This window comes from Pseudomonas sp. PDM04, assembly GCF_014851765.1.
In the GTDB taxonomy this organism is placed as follows: Bacteria; Pseudomonadota; Gammaproteobacteria; order Pseudomonadales; family Pseudomonadaceae; genus Aquipseudomonas.
The window spans coordinates 235435-261725 of record NZ_JACVAI010000005.1 but is presented as its reverse complement, the minus strand read 5'-3'; the positions used below and the strand labels follow the sequence as shown (position 1 = coordinate 261725).

General features: G+C 62.1%; 27 protein-coding genes and 1 pseudogene. 21 read left to right on the top strand and 7 right to left on the bottom strand.

Features of this window, described 5'->3' with window-relative positions:
• Positions 1–84 precede the first annotated feature (84 nt).
• Together IB249_RS20850 and rpmE are read right to left on the bottom strand one after the other, a co-directional pair.
• Entirely contained in the window at positions 85–876 is a 792-nt protein-coding gene (locus tag IB249_RS20850) for a thermonuclease family protein (protein ID WP_192307596.1), read from the bottom strand.
• A gap of 35 nt (positions 877–911) precedes the next feature.
• Positions 912–1130 (bottom strand): 50S ribosomal protein L31, encoded by a 219-nt coding sequence (gene rpmE / locus IB249_RS20845; protein WP_018929146.1) that lies wholly within the window; start codon positions 1128–1130, stop codon positions 912–914.
• Positions 1131–1419: 289 nt separating this feature from the next.
• On the opposite strand from rpmE, the gene IB249_RS20840 reads away from it, so the two are divergent.
• The 10 genes from IB249_RS20840 (at position 1420) to IB249_RS20795 (ending at position 14239) form a co-directional block, all read left to right on the top strand.
• A complete protein-coding gene (locus tag IB249_RS20840; protein ID WP_192307595.1) occupies positions 1420–3639 on the top strand; it encodes a primosomal protein N' in 2220 nt (739 codons plus the stop codon).
• Positions 3640–3801: 162 nt separating this feature from the next.
• On the top strand, positions 3802–5538 hold the full coding sequence (gene argS, locus IB249_RS20835) for an arginine--tRNA ligase (protein ID WP_192307594.1): 1737 nt from the start codon (positions 3802–3804) through the stop codon (positions 5536–5538).
• Position 5539: 1 nt separating this feature from the next.
• Positions 5540–6238, top strand: a complete 699-nt coding sequence (locus IB249_RS20830; RefSeq protein ID WP_192307593.1) for an SPOR domain-containing protein — start codon at positions 5540–5542, stop codon at positions 6236–6238.
• Positions 6239–6452: 214 nt separating this feature from the next.
• Complete coding sequence (gene hslV / locus IB249_RS20825) at positions 6453–6983, top strand: ATP-dependent protease subunit HslV (protein ID WP_003186641.1); 531 nt, start codon at positions 6453–6455, stop codon at positions 6981–6983.
• 55 nt (positions 6984–7038) lie between these two features.
• Positions 7039–8373, top strand: a complete 1335-nt coding sequence (hslU, locus tag IB249_RS20820) for an ATP-dependent protease ATPase subunit HslU (RefSeq protein ID WP_192307592.1) — start codon at positions 7039–7041, stop codon at positions 8371–8373.
• A gap of 73 nt (positions 8374–8446) precedes the next feature.
• Positions 8447–8818: a gamma-butyrobetaine hydroxylase-like domain-containing protein gene (locus IB249_RS20815; RefSeq protein WP_192307591.1), complete on the top strand. Its 372-nt coding sequence runs from the start codon at positions 8447–8449 to the stop codon at positions 8816–8818.
• Positions 8819–9074: 256 nt separating this feature from the next.
• Positions 9075–10754, top strand: coding sequence for a class II poly(R)-hydroxyalkanoic acid synthase (gene phaC / locus IB249_RS20810; RefSeq protein WP_192307590.1), 1680 nt, complete (start codon positions 9075–9077; stop codon positions 10752–10754).
• Between the two features lie 147 nt (positions 10755–10901).
• A complete protein-coding gene (gene phaZ / locus IB249_RS20805) occupies positions 10902–11756 on the top strand; it encodes a poly(3-hydroxyalkanoate) depolymerase (RefSeq protein ID WP_192307589.1) in 855 nt (284 codons plus the stop codon).
• Between the two features lie 111 nt (positions 11757–11867).
• Positions 11868–13550: a class II poly(R)-hydroxyalkanoic acid synthase gene (gene phaC / locus IB249_RS20800; RefSeq protein ID WP_192307588.1), complete on the top strand. Its 1683-nt coding sequence runs from the start codon at positions 11868–11870 to the stop codon at positions 13548–13550.
• 68 nt (positions 13551–13618) lie between these two features.
• On the top strand, positions 13619–14239 hold the full coding sequence (locus IB249_RS20795) for a TetR/AcrR family transcriptional regulator (RefSeq protein WP_192307587.1): 621 nt from the start codon (positions 13619–13621) through the stop codon (positions 14237–14239).
• An 83-nt stretch (positions 14240–14322) separates the two neighbouring features.
• Here the strand turns inward: IB249_RS20795 and IB249_RS20790 are convergent, their stop codons facing one another.
• From IB249_RS20790 to IB249_RS20780, 3 genes are all read right to left on the bottom strand, one after another.
• Positions 14323–15258, bottom strand: coding sequence for a phasin family protein (locus IB249_RS20790; RefSeq protein WP_192307586.1), 936 nt, complete (start codon positions 15256–15258; stop codon positions 14323–14325).
• A 10-nt stretch (positions 15259–15268) separates the two neighbouring features.
• On the bottom strand, positions 15269–15691 hold the full coding sequence (locus IB249_RS20785; protein WP_192307585.1) for a phasin family protein: 423 nt from the start codon (positions 15689–15691) through the stop codon (positions 15269–15271).
• 247 nt (positions 15692–15938) lie between these two features.
• On the bottom strand, positions 15939–16214 hold the full coding sequence (locus IB249_RS20780; RefSeq protein WP_192307584.1) for a polyhydroxyalkanoic acid system family protein: 276 nt from the start codon (positions 16212–16214) through the stop codon (positions 15939–15941).
• A 154-nt stretch (positions 16215–16368) separates the two neighbouring features.
• Here IB249_RS20780 and ubiE point away from each other — a divergent pair, with 154 nt between their 5' ends.
• The 11 genes and pseudogenes from ubiE to IB249_RS30240 all read left to right on the top strand — a co-directional run bounded on the left by ubiE (position 16369) and on the right by IB249_RS30240 (position 24416).
• On the top strand, positions 16369–17139 hold the full coding sequence (ubiE, locus tag IB249_RS20775; RefSeq protein WP_192307583.1) for a bifunctional demethylmenaquinone methyltransferase/2-methoxy-6-polyprenyl-1,4-benzoquinol methylase UbiE: 771 nt from the start codon (positions 16369–16371) through the stop codon (positions 17137–17139).
• Positions 17139–17762, top strand: coding sequence for an SCP2 domain-containing protein (locus IB249_RS20770; protein WP_192307582.1), 624 nt, complete (start codon positions 17139–17141; stop codon positions 17760–17762). Before ubiE ends, IB249_RS20770 begins: the two co-directional genes overlap by 1 nt.
• Positions 17759–19363, top strand: a complete 1605-nt coding sequence (gene ubiB / locus IB249_RS20765; protein ID WP_192307581.1) for a ubiquinone biosynthesis regulatory protein kinase UbiB — start codon at positions 17759–17761, stop codon at positions 19361–19363. Before IB249_RS20770 ends, ubiB begins: the two co-directional genes overlap by 4 nt.
• Positions 19364–19453: 90 nt before the next feature.
• The gene (gene hisI / locus IB249_RS20760; RefSeq protein ID WP_192307580.1) at positions 19454–19855 is read left to right on the top strand and encodes a phosphoribosyl-AMP cyclohydrolase; all 402 of its coding nucleotides are present in this window, start codon (positions 19454–19456) and stop codon (positions 19853–19855) included.
• A complete protein-coding gene (locus IB249_RS20755) occupies positions 19848–20180 on the top strand; it encodes a phosphoribosyl-ATP diphosphatase (RefSeq protein WP_192307579.1) in 333 nt (110 codons plus the stop codon). The genes hisI and IB249_RS20755 overlap by 8 nt, the downstream gene beginning before the upstream one ends.
• 25 nt (positions 20181–20205) lie before the next feature.
• Positions 20206–20484, top strand: a complete 279-nt coding sequence (locus IB249_RS20750; RefSeq protein ID WP_192307578.1) for a twin-arginine translocase TatA/TatE family subunit — start codon at positions 20206–20208, stop codon at positions 20482–20484.
• 10 nt (positions 20485–20494) lie between these two features.
• Positions 20495–20923: a Sec-independent protein translocase protein TatB gene (gene tatB / locus IB249_RS20745; RefSeq protein WP_192307577.1), complete on the top strand. Its 429-nt coding sequence runs from the start codon at positions 20495–20497 to the stop codon at positions 20921–20923.
• Positions 20920–21714 carry a twin-arginine translocase subunit TatC gene (gene tatC / locus IB249_RS20740; RefSeq protein WP_192307576.1) on the top strand — a complete coding sequence of 265 codons (795 nt, stop codon included), beginning with the start codon at positions 20920–20922 and terminating at the stop codon, positions 21712–21714. The genes tatB and tatC overlap by 4 nt, the downstream gene beginning before the upstream one ends.
• Positions 21711–22418, top strand: a complete 708-nt coding sequence (locus tag IB249_RS20735; protein WP_192307575.1) for a 16S rRNA (uracil(1498)-N(3))-methyltransferase — start codon at positions 21711–21713, stop codon at positions 22416–22418. Before tatC ends, IB249_RS20735 begins: the two co-directional genes overlap by 4 nt.
• 57 nt (positions 22419–22475) lie before the next feature.
• Positions 22476–23558: pseudogene (locus tag IB249_RS30245) on the top strand (methyl-accepting chemotaxis protein); the annotation flags it as partial.
• A complete protein-coding gene (locus IB249_RS30240; protein ID WP_412548017.1) occupies positions 23544–24416 on the top strand; it encodes a methyl-accepting chemotaxis protein in 873 nt (290 codons plus the stop codon). The pseudogene IB249_RS30245 and the gene IB249_RS30240, both read left to right, overlap by 15 nt.
• Before the next feature lie 95 nt (positions 24417–24511).
• On the opposite strand, the gene IB249_RS20725 is transcribed toward IB249_RS30240, so the two are convergent.
• Both IB249_RS20725 and IB249_RS20720 read right to left on the bottom strand, forming a co-directional pair.
• Positions 24512–25246, bottom strand: a complete 735-nt coding sequence (locus IB249_RS20725) for an amino acid ABC transporter ATP-binding protein (protein ID WP_192307573.1) — start codon at positions 25244–25246, stop codon at positions 24512–24514.
• Positions 25239–26198, bottom strand: coding sequence for an amino acid ABC transporter permease (locus tag IB249_RS20720; RefSeq protein WP_192307572.1), 960 nt, complete (start codon positions 26196–26198; stop codon positions 25239–25241). Before IB249_RS20720 ends, IB249_RS20725 begins: the two co-directional genes overlap by 8 nt.
• Positions 26199–26291 lie beyond the last annotated feature (93 nt).

The following is a 26291-nucleotide window of genomic DNA, read 5'->3' as shown; positions in this document are numbered from 1 at the left end:
CCCTGCACTACGACTTTGGGCCAAGAGCCGCGGAACACAAGGGATAGACTGTCTACAATCAACGGAAAAAATGTCTACAATTTTCTAGCGCGACATCACCTGAATCATCGCCGGATCGGTCAGTGGCAGCATCCAGCGCGCCTGACCAGGCTTGAGCCCACCGCGACGGGAACGGTCGAGCACCCAGCCACGCGCCTCGACGGGCTTGCCTTCCAGCCTTTGCAGCGAGTCCGCATCAAAACGACCCAACAGATTGGGTGCAACGCGCAACACAACCGAATCCTGCAATTCGATCCAAATCCCGCCACGATTGCGTTGAACCTTGCTCACACGCCCGCTGAGCAGGGCAAATCCGGACATGCTGATCTGATCCGCTTTCAGTACAGGCGACTGACGCCACAGGCCCAGTCCGGCCTGGCGCGCACTGCGCTCCGCCGCCTGTTGGCAGTCGACAAAATCAACATTCGGGGCGACCGCGACCAGATATCCCAGGCCTTCGGCGAGCATTGTCGCTTCAAGATTGGCCCCATCAGCCGCAAAGACATGGGCCAGGGTTCGACCGTAATGGTCTTTGCTTTCCTTGCCGGCCAGCAAACCGACCCGCCCGTCACTTGCCGCCACCAGGGCTTCGAGCCGTTTGCGTGCAGCCACGGCAAACGGTTCGTCGGATCGACCTTTCTTGCCCAGTTCGGGCGTATTCAAGCCGATCATGCGCACGCTGCGGCCATCAGCGAGGCGCAGGGTGTCGCCATCGACCACGCGCTGGACCGCGACCGATGTCAGCCCACCCGGCGCCGGGCAAAAGGCCTGGGCCGCGGAGAGCCAAATCGCGGACACAAAAAAGGCGCCCGCAAGGGACGCCTTTTTCATCAGCATGGAAAAACCGTAGCGGCTTCCCAAGTTGACAGGCCTTAGGCCTTTTTCGCGCCGAAAGCACCGAAACGGTCGGCGAAGCGCTGTACGCGGCCGCCAGTGTCCAGAGTCTTTTGCTTACCGGTGTAGAACGGGTGGCACTCGTTGCAAACGTCGATCGCCAGGGCTTTGCCGTAGGTCGAACGGGTTTCGAACTTGTTGCCGCAGCTGCAGGTAACAGCAACTGCTGGGTATTCTGGATGGATATCAGCTTTCATGGTGTTTTCCTCAGGCTAGCGTGCCGCCACCCAACACTATTGTTGAATACCGCACGTAATTAGGCCGCGGATTCTACCAGACAATGTCATTCGCGCAAGCTGTCGCTTCTACCGACCGTCTGCTAGGCTCCCGGCCTTGACGTACTCCCCTGTGGGAGCGAGCTTGCTCGCGATTACGCAACGCCGGCCAGCATCCATGTTGTCTGACACACTGCTATCGCGAGCAGGCTCGCTCCCACAAACAAGCCAAGTTCTTCTGTTAATTACCCGCTGATCGAGAATCCCCCGCGTGCCCGACGCCATTTTGCGCCTCGCCCTGCCCTCGCCGCTGCGCCGCCTGTTCGACTACCGGGCGCCGGCCGGGATTCTGCGTGCCCAGTTGCAGCCCGGCATGCGCCTGAGGGTGCCGTTCGGCCGGCGGGAGATGATCGGGATCCTGGTGGAGGTCACCGACACCAGCGAAGTGCCGGCGCAAAAACTCAAGCCGGCGCTGGCCCTGCTCGATGCCACGCCGCCCCTGCCGCCCGCGCTGTTCAAACTGTGCCTGTGGACCTCGCAGTACTATCAGCACAGCCTCGGCGACACCTTGAGCTGGGCGCTGCCGGTGCTGCTGCGCCAGGGCGAGCTGGCCGAAGCACGCCAGGAGCGCTTCTGGTCCGCCGCCCCCGGCGCCCGCCTGGATGACCCGCGCATCGCCCGCGCGCCGCGTCAGCGCGAGGCACTGGCGACCCTGGCCCAACACCCCCACGGCGTCGCCCACACGTTGCTGAGCAAACTGATGCTGAGCAAAGACAGTCTTGACCTGCTGCTGGCCAAGGAGCTGGTACAGGTCGAGATCCGCCGGCATGCGCCCGGCGTTCGCCACGAACACTGGTTGGCGCAACCGGAGTTGCCGCTCAACCCCGAACAGCGGGCCGCCTATGAAGCGATTCGCGCCGGTTTCGACAGTTATCACGCGTTTCTGCTGGCCGGCGTCACCGGCAGCGGCAAGACCGAAGTCTACCTGCAACTGATTCGTGAAACCCTCAAGGCCGGCAAGCAGGCACTGGTGCTGATCCCGGAAATCAACCTCGGCCCGCAAACCCTTGCGCGTTTCGAGCAACGCTTCAATGCGCGCATCGCGCTGATTCACTCGGCGGTCAACGACCGCGAGCGACTGGACGCGTGGCTGGCCGCCCGGGACGGCGAGGCCGACATCATCATCGGCACCCGCTCGGCGCTGTTCACCCCGATGAAGAACCCCGGCCTGATCATTATCGACGAAGAGCACGACGGCTCCTATAAACAGCAGGAAGGCCTGCGCTATCACGCCAGAGACCTGGCACTGGTCCGTGCACGACAGGAAAACATTCCGATCGTGCTCGGCTCCGCCACGCCATCGCTGGAAAGCCTGCACAACGCCTACACCGGCCGCTACGGCCTGCTGCGCCTGAATGAACGCGCCGGTGGCGCCAAACAACCGCGATTCCTGCGCCTGGATGTGAAAAGCCGGCCGCTGGACAGCGGCATCTCCGGCCCGATGCAACAAGCCATTGGCCAGACACTCGCCGCCGGCCAGCAGGTGCTGGTGTTCCTCAACCGCCGGGGATTCGCGCCCACCCTGTTGTGTCACGACTGCGGCTGGATGTCCGAATGCCAGCGCTGCGATGCGCGCATGACCGTGCACCAGCGCTACGGGGAACTGCGCTGTCACCATTGCGGCTATGCCGAGCGCGTGCCACGCCAGTGCCCGAAATGCAGCAAGGTCGATTTGCGCCCGGTGGGCGCCGGCACCGAACGGGCCGAAGAACGCCTGGCCATCCTGTTCCCGGACTACCCGGTATTGCGTGTCGACCGCGACAGCACCTCGCGCAAGGATGCTATGAACCAACTGTTCGCCACCATTCAGAAAGGCCAGCCGTGCATCCTGGTGGGTACGCAGATGCTCGCCAAGGGTCACCATTTCCCACGGGTCACCCTGGTGTCGATTCTCGATGCCGATGGCGGTTTGTTTTCCGGCGACTTCCGCGCCAGCGAACGCATGGCGCAACTGATCGTCCAGGTCGCCGGCCGCGCCGGTCGGGCCGAAGAACCGGGCCGGGTGATCATCCAGACCCACCTCGCCGACCATCCCCTGCTGGTGCAATTGACCGAGCAGGGTTACTTCGCCTTTGCCGAACAGGCCTTGAGCGAGCGGCGCGCGGCAGGCCTGCCGCCTTTCGCGCACCTGGCCCTGTTGCGGGCTGAAGCGCACAAACCCGGGCAAGCCGAGGGGTTTCTCGATGAAGCCTGCAGTGAAGCCGAGCGTTTGCTGCTTGAGCAGCACCTGACCGGCATTGAACTGCTGGGCCCCGTGCCGGCACCGATGGAGCGTCGGGCCGGACGCTTTCGTGCGCAATTGTTGCTCCAGGCCACGGCCCGGGCGCCGCTGCATCGGTTGCTGGCCAGTTGGTTGCTGGCGCTGGAACAGATGCCCAGCGGGCGGGCGGTGCGCTGGTCGCTGGATGTCGACCCCGTCGACCTGTATTGAACGACGGATCACCTGCGACCCGCTCGCGATGAGCGCTCGATTGTCACCGCATATCCACAACCTGCCTGCTAAGGTTGGCAAGCCAGCCCCGGCAACGGATAATGCCCAGTTTTTCCACCAGCGCACCCTGCGCCGCCGCGCCTGCGGTCGAAAGAGAAGACCATGAAAGACACCATTCGCCAGCTGATCCAACAAGCCATCACCCAACTCGTCAACGAAGGTGTGTTGCCTGAAGGCCTGTCGCCGGCGATCCAGGTGGAAAACTCCCGCGACAAGAAAAACGGCGATTTCGCCAGCAACATCGCCATGATGCTGGCCAAGCCGGCCGGCATGAAGCCGCGTGACCTGGCCGAGAAAATCATCGCCGCGCTGCCGGCCGACGAAAACGTTTCCAAGACCGAAATCGCCGGCCCGGGCTTCCTCAATTTCTTCCAGAACACCCAGGCCCTGGCCTCGCGCCTGGACGCCGCACTGGCCGACGAACGCATCGGCGTGCGCAAGGCCGGCCCGGCGCAACGTACGGTGGTCGACCTGTCGGCCCCCAACCTGGCCAAGGAGATGCACGTCGGCCACTTGCGCTCGACCATCATCGGCGACGGCGTGGCCCGTGTGCTGGAATTCCTCGGTGACGAAGTGATCCGTCAGAACCATGTGGGCGACTGGGGCACCCAGTTCGGCATGCTCATGGCCTACCTGCAGGAAAACCCCATCACCAGCGACGAGCTGTCAGACCTGGAGAACTTCTACCGCGCCGCCAAGCAGCGCTTCGACGAATCCACCGAGTTCGCCGACCGCGCCCGTGGCCTGGTGGTCAAGCTGCAGGCCGGTGACGCCGAGTGCCTGGCGCTCTGGACCCGCTTCAAGGACATCTCGCTGTCCCACTGCCAGAAAATCTACGAACTGCTGAACGTCAAGCTGACCATGGCCGATGTCATGGGCGAAAGCGCCTACAACGACGACCTGATCAACGTGGTCAACGACCTCAAGGCCGCCGGCCTGCTGGTCGAAAGCAACGGCGCCCAGTGCGTGTTCCTCGACGAATTCAAGAACGCCGACGGCGATCCGCTGCCGGTGATCATCGTCAAGGCGGACGGCGGCTACCTCTACGCCACCACCGACCTGGCGGCCGTGCGCTACCGCAGCGGCAAGCTCAAGGCCGACCGCGCCCTGTATTTCGTCGACCAGCGTCAGGCCCTGCACTTCCAGCAGGTGTTCGCCGTCGCCCGCAAGGCCGGTTTCGTGACGCACCCGATGGAAATGGAACACATGGGCTTCGGCACCATGAACGGCGCCGATGGCCGCCCGTTCAAGACCCGTGACGGCGGCACGGTGAAGCTGATCGATCTGCTGACCGAAGCCCAGGAACGCGCCTACACCCTGGTCAAGGACAAGAACCCTGAACTGGCCGAGACCGAACTGCGCAATATCGCCAAGGTGGTGGGCATCGACGCGGTGAAGTACGCCGACCTGTCCAAGCACCGCACCAGCGACTACAGCTTCAACTTCGACCTGATGCTCAACTTCGAAGGCAACACCGCACCGTATCTGCTCTACGCCTACACCCGCGTGGCCGGTGTGTTCCGCAAGCTGGGCAAGAACTTCAGCGAAGTCGACGGCCAGATCGTCCTGGAAGCCGCCCACGAACTGGAGCTGGCGGCGAAGCTCGCGCAGTTCGGCGAAGTGCTGAACAACGTGGCCGAGAAGGGCACGCCACACGTCCTGTGCGCCTACCTGTACGACGTCGCCGGCCTGTTCTCCGGCTTCTACGAGAACTGCCCGATCCTCAGCGCCGAAACCCCGGCGCAGATGCAGAGCCGCCTGCGCCTCGCCGCGCTGACCGGTCGCACTCTCAAGCAAGGCCTGGAACTCTTGGGCCTGGAAACTCTGGAGCGCATGTAAGTTGGCCGCCAAGAAAAAACCTGCACCCAAGCGTGGCGCCAGCCGTTACCAAGCCCCTGCAAAGCAACCGATCCCCGGCTGGCTGTGGATGGCCATCGGCCTGACGGTCGGTGCGTTCATCGTGTTCCTGATGAAACTGGAGCCGGGCAAGGGCAGCGACAGCGTCAAGCGCGAGAAAATCGAACAGCAGAAAGCCACCAGGATCGCCGAGGCCAACAAGACCCCGCCGAGCCCGACGCAACCGGTCAAACCCAAGTACGACTTCTACACCCTGCTGCCGGAATCGGAAGTCATCGTGCCGCCCGATGCCGTGCCGGAGAAAACCCCGCCGACACCTGCCGTGCCGACCACCCCGGTCACGCCAGCGGAAGCGGCGAAGATCGATACCGCACGCGCGCAGGCCGCACTGGCCGGCATTACTCCGCCTCCGGCACCGCCAGTGGCCAAGGCGGCGCCCGTGACCAAGTATTTCCTGCAGGCCGGTTCGTTCCGCAAGGAGGCTGATGCGGACAAGGTTCGGGCGCAGATCATCCTGCTGGGCCAGGCCGTTTCGGTGGAGTCCGGCACGGTCAAGGAAGAGACCTGGTATCGGGTGCTGGTCGGGCCTTTCAGCAACCGCGAACAACTGACCACCGCGCAGAAACAACTGGCCGGTGCGGGGTTCAGTAACCTGCTGTTACAACAGCGGCAGAATCGCTGATTCCCGACAGCGGGACACCGTGCATCGCGAGCAGGCTCGCACCCACAGGGCTCGGGTGGGAGCGAGCTGCTCGCGATGGCGTCAGCCGCCACACCGCCTCCCTTGTCGTATTGCACCGCTCGTCCCCCGCCAAAGTCCGCAGTTGAAATCCGCTCCACCACCCCCATATGAATGGGCAGAAGGCATTTTCGCCCCGCTGCGTGGAGACTCTCCCTTGACCACCATCGTTTCAGTTCGCCGCCACGGCAAAGTCGTCATGGGCGGCGACGGCCAGGTTTCTCTTGGCAATACCGTGATGAAGGGCAACGCGAAGAAAGTTCGCCGCCTGTACCACGGCCAGGTCATTGCCGGGTTTGCCGGTGCCACCGCTGACGCCTTTACCCTCTTCGAACGGTTCGAAGGCCAGCTCGAGAAACATCAGGGTCACCTGGTTCGCGCCGCCGTCGAACTCGCCAAAGAGTGGCGCACCGATCGCTCCCTCAGCCGCCTCGAAGCCATGCTGGCGGTCGCCAACAAGGACGCTTCGCTCATCATTACCGGCAACGGCGACGTGGTCGAACCCGAAGATGGCCTGATCGCGATGGGCTCCGGCGGCGCTTATGCACAGGCCGCCGCCAGCGCCCTGCTGAAAAAGACCGACCTGTCGGCCCGTGAAATCGTCGAGACCGCCCTCGGTATCGCCGGCGACATCTGTGTATTCACCAACCACACCCAGACCATTGAGGAGCAGGATCTCGCTGAATAAGCCTGTTGCGGCCCGTGTGCCACGGCTTGTTTCTGCTTGAGGACCGCCAATTATTATGTCCATGACTCCCCGCGAAATCGTCCACGAACTCAATCGCCATATCATCGGCCAGGACGATGCCAAGCGCGCCGTCGCCATTGCCCTGCGCAACCGCTGGCGCCGGATGCAGCTGCCTGAAGAGCTGCGCGTTGAAGTGACCCCCAAGAACATTCTGATGATCGGGCCGACAGGCGTCGGTAAAACCGAAATCGCCCGCCGCCTGGCCAAATTGGCCAATGCACCGTTCATCAAGGTCGAAGCGACCAAGTTCACCGAAGTCGGTTACGTCGGCCGTGATGTCGAATCGATCATTCGTGACCTCGCCGATGCCGCGATCAAGCTGCTGCGCGAGCAGGAAATGACCAAGGTTCGCCACCGCGCCGAAGACGCCGCTGAAGAGCGCATCCTCGACGCCCTGCTGCCACCGGCGCGCAGCTTCAACGAGGAAGCCGCCCCGTCGACCGACTCCAACACCCGCCAACTGTTCCGCAAGCGCCTGCGCGAAGGTCAGCTGGATGACAAGGAAATCGAGATCGAAGTCGCCGAAGCGGCCGGCGTCGATATCTCGGCGCCACCGGGCATGGAAGAAATGACCAACCAGTTGCAGAGCCTGTTCGCCAACATGGGCAAGGGCAAACGCAAGAGCCGCAAGCTCAAGGTCAAGGAAGCGCTGAAACTGGTGCGCGACGAAGAGGCGAGCCGCCTGGTCAACGATGAAGAGCTCAAGGCCAAGGCCCTGGAAGCGGTTGAACAGCATGGCATCGTGTTCATCGACGAAATCGACAAGGTGGCCAAGCGTGGCAACTCCGGTGGCGTCGACGTATCCCGTGAAGGGGTACAGCGCGATTTGCTGCCACTGATCGAAGGCTGCACGGTCAACACCAAACTGGGCATGGTCAAGACCGACCACATCCTGTTCATCGCCTCCGGTGCGTTCCACCTGAGCAAGCCAAGCGATCTGGTGCCGGAGCTGCAAGGCCGCCTGCCGATCCGTGTCGAGCTCAAGGCGCTGACGCCGGAAGATTTCGAGCGCATTCTCAGCGAGCCTCACGCCTCGCTCACCGAACAGTACTGCGCGCTGCTGAAAACCGAAGGCCTGGGCATTGAGTTCCAGCCGGACGGCATCAAGCGCATCGCCGAGATTGCCTGGCAGGTCAACGAGAAAACCGAGAACATCGGCGCGCGTCGTCTGCACACCCTGCTCGAGCGCCTGCTCGAAGAGGTATCGTTCAGCGCCGGCGACCTGGCCAGTGCCCATGACGACAAGGTGATCAAGGTCGACGCCGACTACGTCAACAGCCACCTGGGTGAATTGGCGCAGAACGAAGACCTGTCCCGTTATATCCTGTAAGCCACTCTTACTGAAACGGTGGGAGCGAGCCTGCTCGCTCCCACAAGGTTTCGCACAGGACGGAACCACGGCCATGCTCCCCACCGACATCAAGCTGCACAAAGCCTCGAAAACCCTGTCGCTGAAATACGCCTCGGGCGAGGAACATCACCTGCCCGCCGAATTCCTGCGCGTGCACTCTCCTTCCGCCGAGGTCCAGGGCCACGGCAAACCCATCCTGCAATTTGGCAAGATCGGCGTCGGCCTGAGCAAGGTCGAACCGGCCGGCCAGTACGCACTGAAACTGACCTTCGACGACGGCCATGACAGCGGCCTGTTCACCTGGGACTACCTGTACCAGTTGGGCGTGCGCCAGGAAGAGCTGTGGAACGATTATCTCGCCGAACTGAAAAGCGCCGGCAAGAGTCGCGACCCGAACGAGTCAGTCGTCAAGCTGATGCTCTAGCCCGTAGTTCTTGCTCATTAGTGGGCATTTTCTAATTTCATCTGTTTGAATGTTTGGCCGCGTGGCCACTCATTGGCCTGCTTGCGAAAAAAATTAAACTCGGGTAACCAATGGATCTGGCAAGTTCCCTGCAGTGCGCTCTGATGTGAAAGCAGCGATGCAGAATCAACGGTCACCCGAGCAGTAGTACCAGGCATTCGCTGTGTGACTACACAGCAGGACCGGGTACTCGTCTCAGGACAATGGAGCGTCGTAGATGAGTAAACAGAATAACGATGACTTGAAGTTTCAGGCCTCGGAAAACACCCTGGGGTTGAATCCTGTCGTTGGGCTACGTGGAAAGGATCTACTGGCCTCTGCTCGAATGGTACTCAGGCAAGCGGTCAAGCAACCGATACACAGCGCCAAGCATGTCGCGCATTTCGGTCTCGAACTCAAGAACGTGCTGTTCGGCAAGTCCGAGCTGCAACCGACCAGCGACGATCGCCGCTTCGCCGATCCGGCCTGGAGCCAGAACCCGCTCTATAAACGTTATCTGCAAACCTACCTGGCGTGGCGCAAGGAGCTCCACGACTGGATCGACGACAGCAGCCTGGGGCCCAAGGACGTCGCGCGCGGGCACTTCGTGATCAACCTGATGACCGAAGCCATGGCCCCGACCAACACGGCGGCCAACCCGGCTGCGGTCAAGCGCTTCTTCGAAACCGGCGGCAAGAGCCTGCTGGACGGCCTCTCGCATCTGGCCAAGGACATGGTGCACAACGGCGGCATGCCGAGCCAGGTCAACATGGGCGCGTTCGAGGTCGGCAAGAGCCTGGGCGTGACCGAGGGCGCGGTGATTTTCCGCAACGACGTGCTGGAGCTGATCCAGTACAAGCCGATCACCGAGCAAGTGCACGAGCGCCCGTTGCTGGTGGTGCCGCCGCAAATCAACAAGTTCTATGTCTTCGACCTCAGCCCGGATAAAAGCCTGGCGCGGTTTTGCCTGCGCAACAACGTGCAGACCTTCATTGTCAGTTGGCGTAATCCGACCAAGGAGCAGCGCGAGTGGGGCCTGTCGACCTACATCGAGGCGTTGAAGGAAGCGGTTGACGTGGTGACCGCGATCACCGGCAGCAAAGACGTGAACATGCTGGGCGCCTGCTCCGGCGGCATCACCTGCACCGCACTGCTGGGCCACTACGCCGCAATCGGCGAGAAGAAGGTCAACGCCCTGACGCTGCTGGTCAGCGTGCTGGACACCACCCTGGACAGCGACGTCGCCCTGTTCGTCGACGAGCAGACCCTCGAGGCCGCCAAGCGCCATTCCTACCAGGCCGGCGTGCTGGAAGGCCGCGACATGGCGAAGGTGTTCGCCTGGATGCGCCCCAACGACCTGATCTGGAACTACTGGGTCAACAACTACCTGCTCGGCAACGAGCCGCCGGTGTTCGACATCCTGTTCTGGAACAACGACACCACGCGCTTGCCCGCCGCGTTCCACGGCGACCTGATCGAGATGTTCAAAAACAACCCGCTGATCCGGCCCAATGCACTGGAAGTGTGCGGCACGGCGATCGACCTGAAGCAGGTTACCGCGGACATCTTTTCCCTGGCCGGCACCAACGACCACATCACTCCGTGGAAATCCTGCTACAAGTCGGCGCAGCTGTTTGGTGGCAAGGTCGAGTTCGTGCTGTCCAGCAGCGGGCACATCCAGAGCATCCTGAATCCGCCGGGCAATCCGAAATCCAGATACATGACCAACAGCGAAATGGCAGGCAAGGCCGAGGAGTGGCAGGAAAACTCCACCAAGCACACCGATTCCTGGTGGCTGCACTGGCAGGCCTGGCAGGCCGAACGCTCGGGCGAGCTGAAAAAGGCCCCGGCGAAACTGGGCAACAAGGCTTATCCGGCGGGCGAAGCGGCGCCGGGGACTTACGTACACGAGCGGTAACCGGAACACCTCGCCGTCCCTGTGGGAGCGGGCTTGCTCGCGAAAGCGCAGTGTCAGTCGACAGCAATGTCGAATGATCCGACGCCATCGCGAGCGAGCCCGCTCCCACAAGGAACCGAGGGCAGACTTAATCCACAGGGCCTGAGCATGCCGCAACCGTTCATTTTTCGTACCGTCGACCTGGATGGCCAGACCCTCCGCACGGCAGTACGCCCCGGCAAGTCTCATTTGACGCCCTTGCTGATCTTCAATGGCATCGGCGCCAACCTGGAACTGGTGTTTCCGTTCGTCGCGGCCCTGGACCCGGACCTGGAAGTGATCGCGTTCGACGTCCCCGGTGTCGGCGGCTCATCGACACCTAACCGGCCGTACCGCTTCCCGGGCCTGGCCAAGCTCACGGCGCGGATGCTCGACTACCTCGACTACGGCCAGGTCAATGTGATCGGCGTGTCCTGGGGCGGCGCCCTCGCCCAGCAGTTTGCCCACGACTACCCCGAGCGCTGCAAGAAACTGGTGCTCGCGGCCACGGCGGCGGGTGCGGTGATGGTGCCGGGCAAGCCGAAAGTGCTGTGGATGATGGCCAGCCCGCGACGCTACATCCAGCCGTCGCACGTGATCCGGATTGCACCGATGATCTACGGCGGCTCGTTCCGGCGCGACCCGACGCTTGCGGCCAGTCACGCAGCAAAAGTGCGCTCGGCGGGCAAGCTCGGTTACTACTGGCAGTTGTTCGCCGGCCTTGGCTGGACCAGCATCCACTGGCTGCACAAGATCCACCAGCCGACGCTGGTGCTGGCCGGCGACGATGACCCGCTCATCCCGCTGATCAACATGCGCATGCTCGCCTGGCGCATTCCCAATGCCCAGTTGCACATCATCGATGACGGGCATCTGTTCCTGATCACCCGCGCCGAAGCGGTGGCGCCGATCATCATGAAATTCCTCGAGGAGGAACGGCAACGTGCCGTGATGCACCCACATCCGGCACCACTGGGCGGTTAGTCGACCCCACGGCGGCTGGCAGGAGGCCACGCCGCGCAACTACCCGTAACAGCGTCTATGGTGTTCTGGTTCGGTGATTGTTTTGGACTGAAGACGAAGGAGTGTTGAGTCATGCGCGACAAGCCAGCAAGGGAGTCTTTGCCCACTCCCGCCGCGTTCATCAACGCACAGAGTGCCATCACCGGTTTGCGCGGTCGGGACCTGATGTCGACCCTGCGCAGCGTGGCGGCCCATGGATTGCGCAATCCACTGCACAGCGCCCGGCATGCCTTGAAGCTGGGCGGGCAACTGGGGCGAGTGCTGTTGGGCGAAACCCTGCACCCGACCAACCCTCGGGACAGTCGCTTCAGCGACCCGGCCTGGAGTCTCAATCCGTTTTATCGGCGCAGCCTGCAGGCATACCTGAGCTGGCAAAAGCAGGTCAACTGCTGGATCGACGAGAGCGACATGACCCCGAACGACCGTGCCCGCGCCCACTTCGTGTTCGCCTTGCTCAACGACGCCGTGTCGCCGTCCAACACCCTGCTCAATCCACTGGCGATCAAGGAGATCTTCAACTCCGGCGGCAACAGCCTGGTACGCGGCATCAGTCACCTGGTCGATGATTTGCTGCACAACGACGGTCTGCCCCGGCAAGTCACCAAGCAGGCCTTCGAGGTCGGTAAAACCGTGGCCACCACCACCGGCTCCGTGGTGTTCCGCAATGAGCTGCTGGAGCTGATCCAGTACAAGCCGATGAGCGAGAAGCAGTACGCCAGGCCATTGCTGGTGGTGCCGCCACAGATCAACAAGTACTACATCTTCGACCTGAGCCCGAGCAACAGCTTCGTTCAGTTCGCCCTGAAAAACGGCCTGCAGACCTTCATGATCAGTTGGCGCAACCCGGACGTGCGGCATCGCGAATGGGGCCTGTCGAGCTATGTCGAGGCGGCAGAAGAAGCGATGAATGTCTGCCGGGCGATTACCGGTGCCCGCGAGGTCAACCTGATGGGGGCCTGTGCCGGCGGGCTGACCATCGCTGCGCTGCAAGGTCATTTGCAGGCCAAGCGGCAGATGCGCCGCGTCTCCAGTGCGACCTACCTGGTGAGCTTGCTCGACAGTCAGCTGGACAGCCCGGCCACCCTGTTCGTCGACGAGCAGACCCTGGAAGCGTCCAAGCGACGCTCCTATCAGAAAGGAGTGCTGGACGGTCGCGACATGGCCAAGGTGTTTGCCTGGATGCGCCCCAACGACTTGATCTGGAGTTACTTCGTCAACAACTACCTGTTGGGCAAGGAGCCGCCGGCGTTCGACATCCTGTACTGGAACAACGACACCACCCGATTGCCGGCAGCCCTGCACGGTGACTTGCTGGACTTCTTCAAGCACAACCCGCTGGGGCATCCGGGCGGTCTCGAAGTGTGCGGCACACCGATCGATTTGCAGAAAGTCACCGTCGACAGCTTCAGCGTGGCCGGCATCAACGACCACATTACACCCTGGGATGCGGTGTATCGCTCCACCCTGCTGCTGGGCGGCGAGCGTCGCTTCGTGCTGGCCAACAGCGGTCATGTGCAGAGCATTCTCAACCCGCCTTCGAACCCGAAAGCCAACTTCGTCGAAAGCACGAAGCTGAGCAGCGATCCGCGGGCCTGGTATTACGATGCCAAACAGGTCGATGGCAGCTGGTGGCCGCAATGGCTGGCCTGGATTCAGGAGCGCTCGGGCGCGCAAAAGGACACTCACATGGCCCTTGGCAACCAGAACTATCCACCGATGGAAGCGGCTCCCGGCACCTACGTGCGTGTGCGCTGAACCTTGAATACCCCCGGCAACTGCCACCAGGAGCGCAATCGGCCTGACATGATCATTAAGAAGACTGGATGAAAACCCGCGACCGGATCCTCGAATGTGCCCTGCAACTGTTCAACCAGAAGGGCGAACCGAACGTCTCGACCATGGAAGTTGCCAATGAAATGGGCATCAGCCCGGGCAACCTCTATTACCACTTCCACGGCAAGGAACCGCTGATCCTGGGCCTGTTCGAGCGCTTCCAGGCCGAACTGGCGCCATTGCTCGATCCCCCTTCGGACGTGGAACTGGCACCGGAAGACTACTGGCTGTTCCTGCACCTGATCGTCGAGCGCCTGGCGCACTACCGGTTTCTGTTCCAGGACTTGTCGAACCTGGCCGGACGCCTGCCGAAACTGGCCAAGGGCATTCGCCATTTGCTCAATGCACTGAAACGCACACTGGCTTCCTTGCTGGCACGGTTGAAGGCGCAGGGGCAATTGGTCAGCGACACCCAGGCACTGGGACAACTGGTGGAGCAGATCACCCTGACGCTGCTGTTCTCACTGGACTATCAGCGGATCATTGACCGTGAAGGCGAGGTCAGGCTGGTGGTGTATCAAATCATGATGCTGGTGGCGCCGCACTTGCTGCCGCCGATCAAGGTGGCGACTGAGCAGATGGCGATGCAATACCTCGAAGAGCACGACTGACCCCGACACTCGGCCCCTGGCAGCAGCCCCACAAACGAAAACGCCCGACCTTGGCAGGCCGGGCGTTTTCTTGAGCCCTGGGATCAGGACTGACTCGTTGGCGTCGATGGGGTCGGCGCGACAGTCGGGGTTACAGCAGGCGTCGGTGCGGCAGCAGAGTTCGAGGCGCTGGCCGCAGGCGTCGGGGTTGCCGGTTTGGCAGCAGCCGCTGCTGGTTTCGGTGCAGCGGCTTTCGGTGCCGCCGGTTTTTTCACTGCAGGTTTCTTCGCGGCGGCAGGTTTTGCCGCTGGCTTGGCGGCCGGCTTGGCGGCAGCTGTTTTCGCAGCCGGTTTGGTCGCTGGCTTGGCGGCGGCAGTTTTCGCCGCCGGCTTGGCGGCCGGTTTGGCTGCAGGCTTGGCGGCAGGTTTTGCAGCCGCCTTCGCGGCGACCGGCTTGGCCGCTGCCTTGGTGGCTGCAGGTTTGGCGGCTGCGGTTTTCGCCGCAGGTTTGGCCGCTGCCTTGGCTGCGGGTTTAGCAGCCGGTTTGGCAGCCACTTTTGCCAGCGGCTTGGCTGCCGGCTTGGCTGCGGGTTTGGCAGCTGCGGTTTTCGCCGCAACAGGCGCCACCTTGGCACCCGTGAGTTTCTCGATCTGCCTGGTCAGGGTATCGACCTTGCTGTGCAGGGCCTTCACTTCATTGCGGCTCGGCACGCCCAGGCGCGAAATGGCGCTGTTCAAGCGCTTGTCGAAAGCACCTTCCAGCTCATCCCACTTGCCCAGCGCACGGTCTTTCACGCCAGAGATACGCGACTTGGCCGAGGACGCGGAGTCCTTGGCGGCATCGACACCCTTGCCGACAGCATTCTTGGTGAGCTTCTCGGCCTTCTCGCCGTCTTTGACCAATGCATCGAAGAGTTTGCTGCCGTCAGAGTCGATCTTCGAGTACACGCCTAAACCAGCCAGCCAGATCTTGCGGGAGTAGTCTTCGACTTTCCCGATCCACGAGCTGCCTTCTTTATCGGTGTTCTTTTTACCAGCCATCCCGTTCTCCTTAAGATTTACGCGCGACGCGTTCGAGCAATGCCGTCAGCTCATCGAGCTTGACAGAGAGTGTCTCAACGTCATGTTTAGACGGAATGCCGATACGATTCAAGGCACTTGCGACACGCGAGTCAAACGCCTTCTCGACTTTGTCGAGTTGAACTTCGACCTTGCCTTTGAAAGTGCTCACTTCACTCTTGGCTTCATCGATCTCGGTATTAGCCGCTTCAAGTTTTTCGGCAACTAGCTTTTTGCCTTTCTTTTCAACAGTTTGACCTTCCCTGATCAACTCCTGAAAGTACTCGCTGCCCTCTTGGCCGACCTTGGTGTAGGCGCCCAGGCCTGCCAGCCAGATCTTGCGGGCATAGGATTTGACGTCGCTCAGAGCAGTCGTCGAAGCGTCGATTTTTTTCTTCAAAATAATTTTGGCCATGGTGCACCTCACGCGCAGAAGGTTTGAGGAACTGCCCGGGAAAGTGTCGGGCTCATGCACAACGTAAGGAGAATAATTAGAAACGGCACCCTAACAACTGACATGAAACAATGAACACAACATCACCCCATGTGGGAGCGAGCCTGCTCGCGATGGCGGTGCAGCAGTCGATATCTACAGTGACTGACGCACCGCTATCGCGAGCAGGCTCGCTCCCAAAAGCGCAATGAACTGAGAGCAAAAGTAGTCAAGCCAACGCCTTGTCCAGCGCTTTTTCGATCTCCGCTTTGATCATGCCGCTCATGGCCGACATCATCAGCCCCAACTCCACGTCAACCCGGATCGAATCATCGGCTACGTGCACCGCGCCTTTTACGCCGGAACGCTTGAGGTTCAGGGTGTCGCCGGACCATTGCGGTTCCAGTCCATATTGATCGGACAACTTCTGCGCCAACTTGTCGGCCTTCTCACGGGCCGCTTCCTTGCCCAGACCATGGGCACGTTCAACACTAATTCGGGCCATCAACTGACTCCTGCTTTTTGAATGCGATGCTGAAGCATCTTGACCGCCGCTGCGGCAAAACGTCCCAGTGATTGACTATCTTACCTGCAGCCTTGCCAAGACAAAGCCGGCCACCGGGATTAGAATGCCCGCATTCTCTTCTGGTGACAGCGATATGACTGATCAGCGCAAAGGCAGCGATGCCGAACCCACCACTCACTTCGGTTTCAAAAACGTTCCGGAAAGCCAAAAAGCGGAAAAAGTCGCCGAGGTCTTTCACTCGGTAGCCGCCAAGTACGACTTGATGAACGACCTCCTGTCGGGCGGCATGCACCGTCTGTGGAAGCGCTTCGCAATCGAACTGTCGGGCGTGCGCAGCGGCAATCGCGTGCTCGACATCGCCGGCGGCACCGGCGACCTGACGAAAAAATTCTCCCACCTCGTCGGCCCCACTGGCCAGGTGGTATTGGCCGACATCAATGCGTCCATGCTCAAGGTCGGCCGTGACCGCCTGCTGGACCTGGGTGTGGCCGGCAACGTCGAATTCGTCCAGGCCGACGCTGAAAAGCTGCCGTTCCCGGACAACCATTTCGATTGCGTAACCATCGCGTTCGGCCTGCGCAACGTGACGCACAAGGAAGACGCCCTGCGCTCGATGCTGCGCGTCCTCAAGCCCGGTGGTCGCCTGCTGGTGCTCGAGTTCTCCAAGCCGACCAACGCCCTGATGTCCAAGGCCTATGACGCCTACTCTTTCGCCTTCATGCCGCTGGTGGGCAAGCTGGTCACCAACGACTCGGAAAGCTACCGCTACCTGGCCGAATCGATCCGCATGCACCCGAACCAGGAAACCCTGAAGTCGATGATGGTCGAGGCCGGTTTCGACCGCGTGACCTACCACAACATGACCGCAGGCATCGTCGCCCTGCACCGCGGCATCAAGCCCTGATGTTGTTCGCCGGCCTGCTCGCCAGCGTTGAACTCGGCCTGAACCGGGTGCTGCGCCTCGACAGCACGGCGTTGCCACGGCTCGCGCATTTGAGCGGCAAGGTGATTGCGGTCGAGTGCCGCAGCCCGGCCCTGCATCTGCACATCCTGCCCAGCGACGAAGGCCTGATGCTCGCCTCGCAGTGGGAAGGCGGTGCCGACTGTACGTTGCGCGCCCCCGCCACCCAACTGATCAAACTGGCGCTGAGCAAGGACAAGACCGCCGTCCTGCATGGCCCTGAAGTCGAACTCGAGGGTGACAGTGGCGTGCTGCTGGAGCTGGCGGCGATCCTTCAGGACCTCGAACTGGACTGGGAGTACGAGCTCTCGCGCTGGCTGGGGCCGGTGGCCACGCAACTGGTCGGCGGGCATCTGCGCAGTCGCGCTCGCTGGTACCAACAGGGATTCACCAGCCTCGGCCAGAACCTGGGCGAGTACCTGGCCGAAGAATCGCGTACCCTCGTCGGTCAGCGCGAAGCCGAAGCCCGTTTCACCGAACTGGACCGGATCAAACTCGATCTGGAACGTCTCGAGGCGCGTGTCGAGCGCCTTTCCCGATCCCTAGACCCAAGCGATAACGCATGAAGCTGCTTGCCGTCCGCCGTCTGTTGCGCATCCAGCGCGTTGTGATTCGTTATCGCCTCGATGACCTGCTGTTCGACCTGCCGCTGCCCTGGTTCCTGCTGGCGCTGCGCTATGTGTTGCCGTGGCGCTGGTTCCCGCGCAAGACCCTGGACCTGAGCCGTGGCGCACGCCTGCGCCTGGCGCTGCAGGACCTGGGGCCGATTTTCATCAAGTTCGGGCAGATCCTGTCCACCCGCCGCGACCTGCTGCCGGAAGACATCGCCGACGAACTGATGAAATTGCAGGACCGCGTGCCGCCGTTCGACTCGCAAGTCTCGGTGAAGCTGATCGAAGAACAGCTGGGCAAGAAGATCAGTGAAGTGTTCAGCCGTTTCGACGTCGAGCCGCTGGCTTCGGCGTCCGTGGCGCAGGTTCATGCCGCGCAACTGAAGACCGGTGAAGAGGTCGTCGTCAAGGTGATTCGCCCGGGCCTCAAACCGGTGATTGCCCAGGATCTGGCGTGGCTGTTCATCCTGGCCCGCGCGGCGGAAAAGCTCTCGGCCGATGCGCGCCTGCTGCACCCGGTGGACGTGGTCAGCGACTACGAAAAAACCATCTACGACGAACTCGACCTGTTGCGCGAAGCGGCCAATGCCAGCCAGCTGAAGCGCAACTTCGAGGGTTCGCCGATGCTCTACGTGCCGCAGGTCTACTGGGACTGGTGCCGGCCGAAAGTGCTGGTGATGGAGCGCATCTACGGGATTCAGGTCACGGACCTGGCCACCCTTGCCGACCAGCGTACCGACATGAAAATGCTCGCCGAACGCGGGGTGGAAATCTTCTTCACCCAAGTGTTCCGCGACAGTTTCTTCCACGCCGACATGCACCCCGGCAACATCTTCGTCAGCACCGTCAACCCGTGGAGCCCGCAGTACATTGCGATCGACTGCGGCATCGTCGGCAGCCTGACCCCGGAAGACCAGGATTACCTGGCGCGCAACCTGTTCGCCTTCTTCAAGCGCGATTACCGGCGCGTGGCGCAACTGCACATCGATTCGGGCTGGGTGCCGGCGGAAACCAAACTCAACGAATTCGAAGCGGCCATTCGTACCGTGTGCGAGCCGATCTTCGAAAAACCGTTAAAAGATATTTCCTTCGGTCAGGTGTTGATGCGCCTGTTCCAGACGGCGCGACGCTTCAACATGGAGGTGCAGCCGCAGCTTGTCCTGTTGCAGAAGACTCTGTTGAACATCGAAGGCCTGGGCCGTCAGTTGTACCCGGACCTGGATCTGTGGAACACCGCACAACCGTTCCTCGAGCGCTGGATGCGTGAACGCGTCAGCCCGAAGGCCTTGCTGGGCAATGTGCAGAGCCAGTTCGAGCAACTGCCGCACCTGGCCAACATGGCCCGCGACCTGCTCGAACGCATGTCGCAGCCCCACGCCTACGATCCGCCGCCTCCGTGGCATCGACGTCGGGACGACTGGTTCCTGCGCCTGCTCGGGACGGCCCATCTGGCAGGTGGTGCAATTCTGGCCATGGGCGGTCCGTTGAACGAGTTGGCTTACTGGCCGGCCGGGATCATGATGGCCGTCGGCTTGTATCTGGTCGTTCGCCGATAGCCAGTTGAGTTGCGCACTGGCACACTGTTTCAACGCTGAATGTCACACAGGCCTCTATTTCATGAAGTGTGGCCTGCCTCGGAGTCGAAGATGAGTAACTGGCTGGACGAGATCAAATGGGACGCCGATGGCCTGGTACCGGCCATTGCCCAGGATCACAAGACCGGGCGCGTCCTGATGATGGCCTGGATGAACCGTGAAGCGCTGGAACTGACCGCTGCCGAGAACCGCGCCATCTACTGGTCGCGCTCGCGTGGCAAGCTGTGGCGCAAGGGCGAAGAGTCAGGGCATGTGCAGACCCTGCATGAGATGCGCCTGGACTGTGACGCCGATGTCATCATCCTGATGGTCGAGCAGATCGGCGATATCGCCTGCCATACCGGCCGCCAGAGCTGCTTCTACCGCGTCTTCGAAAACGGCGACTGGAAAACCGTCGACCCGGTCTTGAAAGACCCGCACGCCATTTACAGCGCAGGACACAAACATGAGTGACACCCTGACCCGCCTCGCTCAGGTGCTGGAGGAGCGCAAAGGCGCCGCCGCCGACAGCTCGTATGTCGCCAGCCTGTACCACAAGGGCTTGAACAAGATTCTGGAAAAGGTCGGCGAAGAGTCGGTCGAAACCATCATTGCCGCCAAGGATGCCGCCATCAGCGGCGACTGCAGCGATGTGATCTACGAAACCGCCGACCTGTGGTTCCACAGCCTGGTCATGCTCGCCCAACTGGGGCAGCATCCGCAGGCCGTACTCGATGAACTGGACCGTCGTTTCGGTCTGTCCGGACACGCCGAGAAAGCCTCGCGCCCGTCCGCCTGAACAACCTTTTGAGAGGAGCAGCAACATGGGCATTTTTGACTGGAAACACTGGATCGTCATCCTCGTTGTCGTGGTGCTGGTGTTCGGCACCAAGAAGTTGAAAAACCTCGGTACCGATGTCGGCGAATCGATCAAGGGCTTCCGCAAGGCCATGAACGACGACGAGAAACCGGCCGATCCGACCGTCACCCCGGCCCAACCGGTGCCGCCGGCCCAGCCACAGCCCACCCAGGCCGTGAACCAGCCGCACACCATCGACGTGCAGGCGCAAAAAGTCGAAGAGCCGATCCGCAAAGACGTGTGAGCACTGACTAATGTTTGGTATCAGCTTCTCTGAACTGCTGCTCGTCGGCCTCGTTGCCCTGCTGGTGCTGGGCCCCGAGCGCCTGCCGGGTGCCGCGCGCACCGCCGGCCTGTGGGTCGGTCGCCTGAAGCGCAGCTTCAACGCGATCAAACAGGAAGTTGAACGTGAAATCGGTGCCGATGAGATTCGTCGGCAACTGCACAACGAGCACATTCTGTCGCTGGAACAGGAGGCGCGTAAGATTTTCACGCCGACCCAGCAGGAGCCGACACCGGTCCAGCCAGAAGTCACGCCGACAGTGGCTGCACCTGCGGCTGAAGCAGCGCCTGTCGAACCGACGCCTGCTGTTGCAGCCGCACCGGTTGAACCCGTCGTACCGGCGGCTGCGCCTGTTGCGCCGGCCCCTCAAGACCCTACATTGCCGCCGCGAGCCTCATGAGCGACCTTCCTGAAAACGACCAGCACATGCCGCTGGTTTCGCACCTCACCGAGCTGCGTACCCGTCTGCTGCGCTGTGTAGCGGCGATCTTCATCATCTTCGCCGGGTTGTTTGCCTTTACCCAGCAGATCTACACCTTCGTCTCCACGCCGTTGCGCCAGTACCTGCCAACGGGGGCGACGATGATTGCCACCGACGTGTCGTCGCCGTTCCTGACGCCGCTGAAGCTGACCATGATGGTCTCGCTGTTCCTGGCGATCCCGGTGATCCTGCACCAGATCTGGGGCTTCATCGCGCCCGGTCTGTACAAGCATGAGAAACGCATCGCGGTGCCCTTGCTGGTGTCGAGCATCCTGTTGTTCTATGCCGGCATGGCGTTCGCCTATTTCCTGGTGTTCCCGCTGATCTTCAAGTTCTTCGCCGCTGCCACCCCGGCCGGCGTGGAAATGATGACCGACATCACCAGCTACCTCGATTTCGTCATGACCCTGTTCTTCGCCTTCGGCGTGGCGTTCGAAATCCCGGTGGCCGTGGTGCTGCTGGTGTGGATTGGCGTGGTCGACGTCAAGTACCTGAAGAAAATCCGCCCGTACGTGATCATCGGCTGCTTCGTGGTCGGCATGATCCTGACACCGCCGGACATCTTCTCGCAGACTCTGCTTGCGGTGCCGATGTGGCTGCTGTTCGAGATCGGCATCCTCTTCGGCGGCCTGATCAGCAAGCGCGGCGATCATCCGGACGACCAGCCGGTCGACGATCACAACGACCAGCCGCCAGCGACCCAGGCGTGAACCTGCTGCTGCTCGAAGACGCCGACTTCATTGCGGCCGACCGGGTGGTCCTGCGTGATCGCCGGTTGACGCACATGCAGGAGGTCCACCGTTGTGAAGTGGGTGACAGCCTGCGGGTCGGACGGGTCGGCGGCCTGATGGGGTCGGCCAGCGTCCTGCGCCTGGACGCCGATGAAACCGAACTGCACGTCACCCTCGATCAGGCGCCGCCGGCCAAGCTGCCGCTGACCCTGGTACTGGCCCTGCCACGCCCCAAGATGCTGCGCAGGGTGTTTCAGACCGTGGCGGCCATGGGTGTGCCACGAATCGTGCTGGTGAACAGCTACCGCGTCGAGAAGAGCTTCTGGCAGACGCCATTCCTCGAGCCCGAGGCCATTCGCGAGCAGTTGATCCTCGGCCTTGAACAGGCCCGGGACAGCGTCTTGCCGGATGTGGTCATCGAAAAGCGCTTCAAGCCGTTCGTCGAAGATCGCCTGCCGGCAATTGCCCAGGGCACCCTCGGCCTGGTCGGCCATCCGGGCAACTACCCGCCCTGCCCGCGCGGCCTCGACGAGCCGGTCACCCTGGCCATCGGTCCGGAGGGCGGCTGGATTCCCTATGAGATCGACCTGTTGGCCAAATCCGGCCTGCAACCGGTGCAACTGGGCGAGCGTATCCTGCGGGTCGAAACAGCCGTCACAGCCCTGCTTTCACGGCTGTTCTAAAGAACGCACGCCCCTACAGAAACTTTTCCGCCCGCCGATACAACTCCCATAAAACCAATGAGTGGTTCAGGGAGTTGCAGCATGTACCGATGGCTAGCCGAAAGACTGGGAAACGTTAGCGTCAATCGAAAACTGAGTGCCGGTTTCGGTCTGGTGTTGCTGCTGACGTCGCTGATTACCTTCACCGGCTGGACCGGCCTGAAGGACGTGATCAGCCGTGGCGACAAACTCGGGTTCATTGCCAGCCTCAACGACCTGACCAAGGATTTGCGCATCGCCCGCCTGGACTACGAAATGCGACGCGGCGAACAGGGTACGGGCACCGTCAACGACCTGCTCGGTCAACTCGACACCGGCTTGAAAACAGCACGCACACTGATCGAACAGCCGGACGATGCGGCCAGGGTCGACCAGCAACTGGCGGCCGTCGGCGAGTACAAGCAAGCCTTCGCCGCCATGGCCCAGGCGGGCGCCAACCGTGAAGATGCGCGCAGCAAGCTCGGCGCTTCCGCCGACAATGCCGTGGCCCGGGTGGCTGAAGTCGAGAAATCCCTGCTGCAAGGCGACAGCGTCACCGATTTCAACCATATCGTCGAGGCCGGCAAGCTGCTGCAACAAGCCCGCTACCAGGTGCGCGGCTACACCTACAGCGGCAAGGCCGACGCCGAGCAACCGGCGCTGGATGCGATTGCCAACGTCCTGACTTACCTCGACAGCCTGCCCTCGAAACTGCCCCCGCAGTACACGGCCAATCTGCAACAGGCCAGCGAATCGTTCAAAACCTATCGCGCGGCGGTCAGCCAGTTCCGCGACTCACAGGTCGCCACGGCGGCCGCGCTGGTGCGCATGAAGACGCAAGGCGACATCCTGATCGACCTCAGCCAGAAGCTCACCGCTTCGCAAACCATCGTGCGCGATACCGACGCGGCACACGCCAGGAACCTGTTGTTCCTGGCCACTGCCCTGGCGCTGGCCTTCGGCCTGTTCGCAGCCTGGGCGATCACCCGCCAGATCGTCATTCCACTGAGTCAGACCCTGAAGGTGGCTGAACGCATCGCCGCCGGCGACCTGAGCCAGGACCTGGTTTCGCAGCGTCAGGACGAACTCGGCCAGCTCCAGCGCGCCATGCAGAACATGACCCTGGGCCTGCGCGAGTTGATCGGTGGCATCCGCGACGGCGTCACGCAAATCGCCAGCGCCGCCGAAGAACTGTCCGCCGTGACCGAGCAGACCAGCGCCGGGGTCAACAGCCAGAAAGTCGAGACCGATCAGGTGGCGACCGCCATGAACGAAATGACCGCCACGGTGCAGGAAGTGGCGCGTAACGCCGAGGAAGCCTCGGAAGCGGCGGTTGCCGCCGACCAGCAGGCCCGCGAGGGAGACAAGGTCGTCGGTGAAGCCATCGCCCAGATTGAGCGTCTGGCCCTGGAAGTGGGCAATTCCACCGAGGCCATGGGCGATCTCAAGCGCGAAAGCGACAAGATCGGCAGTGTGCTCGACGTGATCAAGTCCGTGGCCCAGCAAACCAACCTGCTGGCGCTCAACGCTGCCATCGAAGCTGCCCGTGCCGGCGAGGCCGGGCGCGGTTTTGCGGTGGTCGCCGACGAAGTCCGCAGCCTCGCCCAGCGCACCCAGAAGTCCACCGAGGAAATCGAAGAGTTGATCGTCGGCCTGCAAAACGGCACCCAGCAGGTCGCGACCATCATGGACAACAGCCGCAGCCTGACCGACAGCAGCGTCGAACTGACGCGCCGCGCCGGCGGCTCGCTGGAAAGCATCACCCGCACCGTGTCGGCGATCCAGTCGATGAACCAGCAGATCGCTGCGGCGGCCGAACAACAGAGCGCCGTGGCAGAGGAGATCAACCGCAGCGTGCTGAACGTGCGCGATGTGTCCGAGCAGACCTCGGCAGCCAGTGAGGAAACCGCGGCCTCCAGTGTCGAGCTGGCGCGGCTGGGGACCCATTTGCAGACGCTGGTGGGGCGGTTCAAGGTCTGAGGCAAAGCTTTCGCGAGCAGGCTCGCTCCCACAGGTTGACGTGGTCACCCGTGGGAGCGAGCCTGCTCGCGAATAAGACTGAACAGGCCGTGAACCTACAAAACCTGGCGCAGGAAGGCCTGCGCGCGCGGGTCCTTGGGTGCATCGAAGAACTCGGCCGGGGAGGCGTCTTCCAGCAGTTTGCCGTGATCGAAGAACAGCACCCGATCCGCCACTTCCCGCGCAAACCCCATCTCGTGGGTCACGCAGACCATGGTCATGCCTTCCACGGCCAGGTTCTTCATCACGTCGAGTACTTCGCCGACCATTTCCGGGTCCAGCGCCGAGGTCGGTTCGTCGAACAACATGACCTTGGGCTCCATCGCCAGCGCCCGGGCAATCGCCACGCGCTGCTGCTGGCCACCGGACAGGCGTGACGGAAACTCGTTGGCCTTCTGTGCGATGCCGACCTTTTCCAGCAATGCCATCGCCTTGGCTTCACGCTCTTTCTTGCCACGCTTGCGCACGACCTTCTGGGCCAGGCACAGGTTCTCCAGCACGGTCATGTGCGGGAACAGGTTGAAGTGCTGGAACACCATGCCGACTTCGCGGCGGTAGGCATTGACGTCGGTTTTCGGATCGGCCAGTTGCAGGCCGTCGATGCTCACCGAACCCGAGTCGAATGCCTCCAGGCCATTGAGGCAGCGCAGGAAGGTCGACTTGCCGGACCCGGACGGGCCGATGACGACGAGCACCTCGCCCTTCGCCACTCGGGTCGAGACGTTATCGACCGCGCGAACCACCTGGCCGCGGGTATCGAAGACTTTTACCAGATCGCGGACTTCAATCACTTTGCGCGAGCCTCCGCTCAAGCCGGCCGGCGATTTTCGACAGCGGCAGGTTGATCAACAAATACAGGCCGGCCACACAGAACAGGATTTCAAACGGCGAAAACGAGGTGGTGATGACTTCGCGGCCGCTTTTCAGCAGTTCGGTAATGGCGATCACCGACACCAGGGACGTGTCCTTGACCAGGCTGATGAATTGCCCGGCCAGCGGCGGCAGCACGCGCTTGAACGCCTGCGGCAGCACCACGTGGCGCATCGACTGGCCCGCGCTCAAACCCAGAGAGCGTGCGGCCTCGTTCTGGCCCCGGGCAATCGACTGCACGCCGGAGCGGATGATCTCCGCGACATACGCTCCGGTGAATAACGACAGCGCGGCGATACCGGCGAATTCCCGGGACAGGTTCATCACAGTGCCGATGAAGAAATAGAAAATGAAAATCTGCACCAGCAGCGGCGTACCGCGTACCAGTTCGATGTAGATCGTCGACAGGTCGCGCAGGGTCGGGTTGTTCGACAGGCGACACAGGCCGGTGGCCAGGCCGATCAACAAACCCAGCACACCTGACACCACCGACAGCCACAAGGTGGTCCAAAGCCCCCACAACAGCGGTCCGGCCGCCCAATGGCGGGTCACGCCGATCACATCGCCTTCAGCCACGTCGTCGCCCTGGGCGACTTGCAGGCTGTTGTCGTCGACGGTGACGCGCTGTTCGTCACCGGCGTCGTTGCGCAGGGTCACTTCAGCCTTGTCGCCGCTGCGCACCAGTTCGCTGACGGTGGAGATGTCGGCGGCACGCTGCGACTCTTCGGCGTGGTAGGCAAAGTACTGCGGCACGCGGTTCCAGCGCCATTCGTAGGACATCAGCGAGGTGGCGTAATACATCGCGGCGGCGAGGCCGATGAGCACCAGCCCGGTCAGCAGGTGCCAGGGCCATTGGGCTTTTTTCTGTTTCATTGCCAGTTCCGAAATTTGCATTGCTTACAAGGCCGTCTTCGCGAGCAGGCTCGCTCCCACAGAAATACGTGGCCTGAATATGGGAGCGAGCCT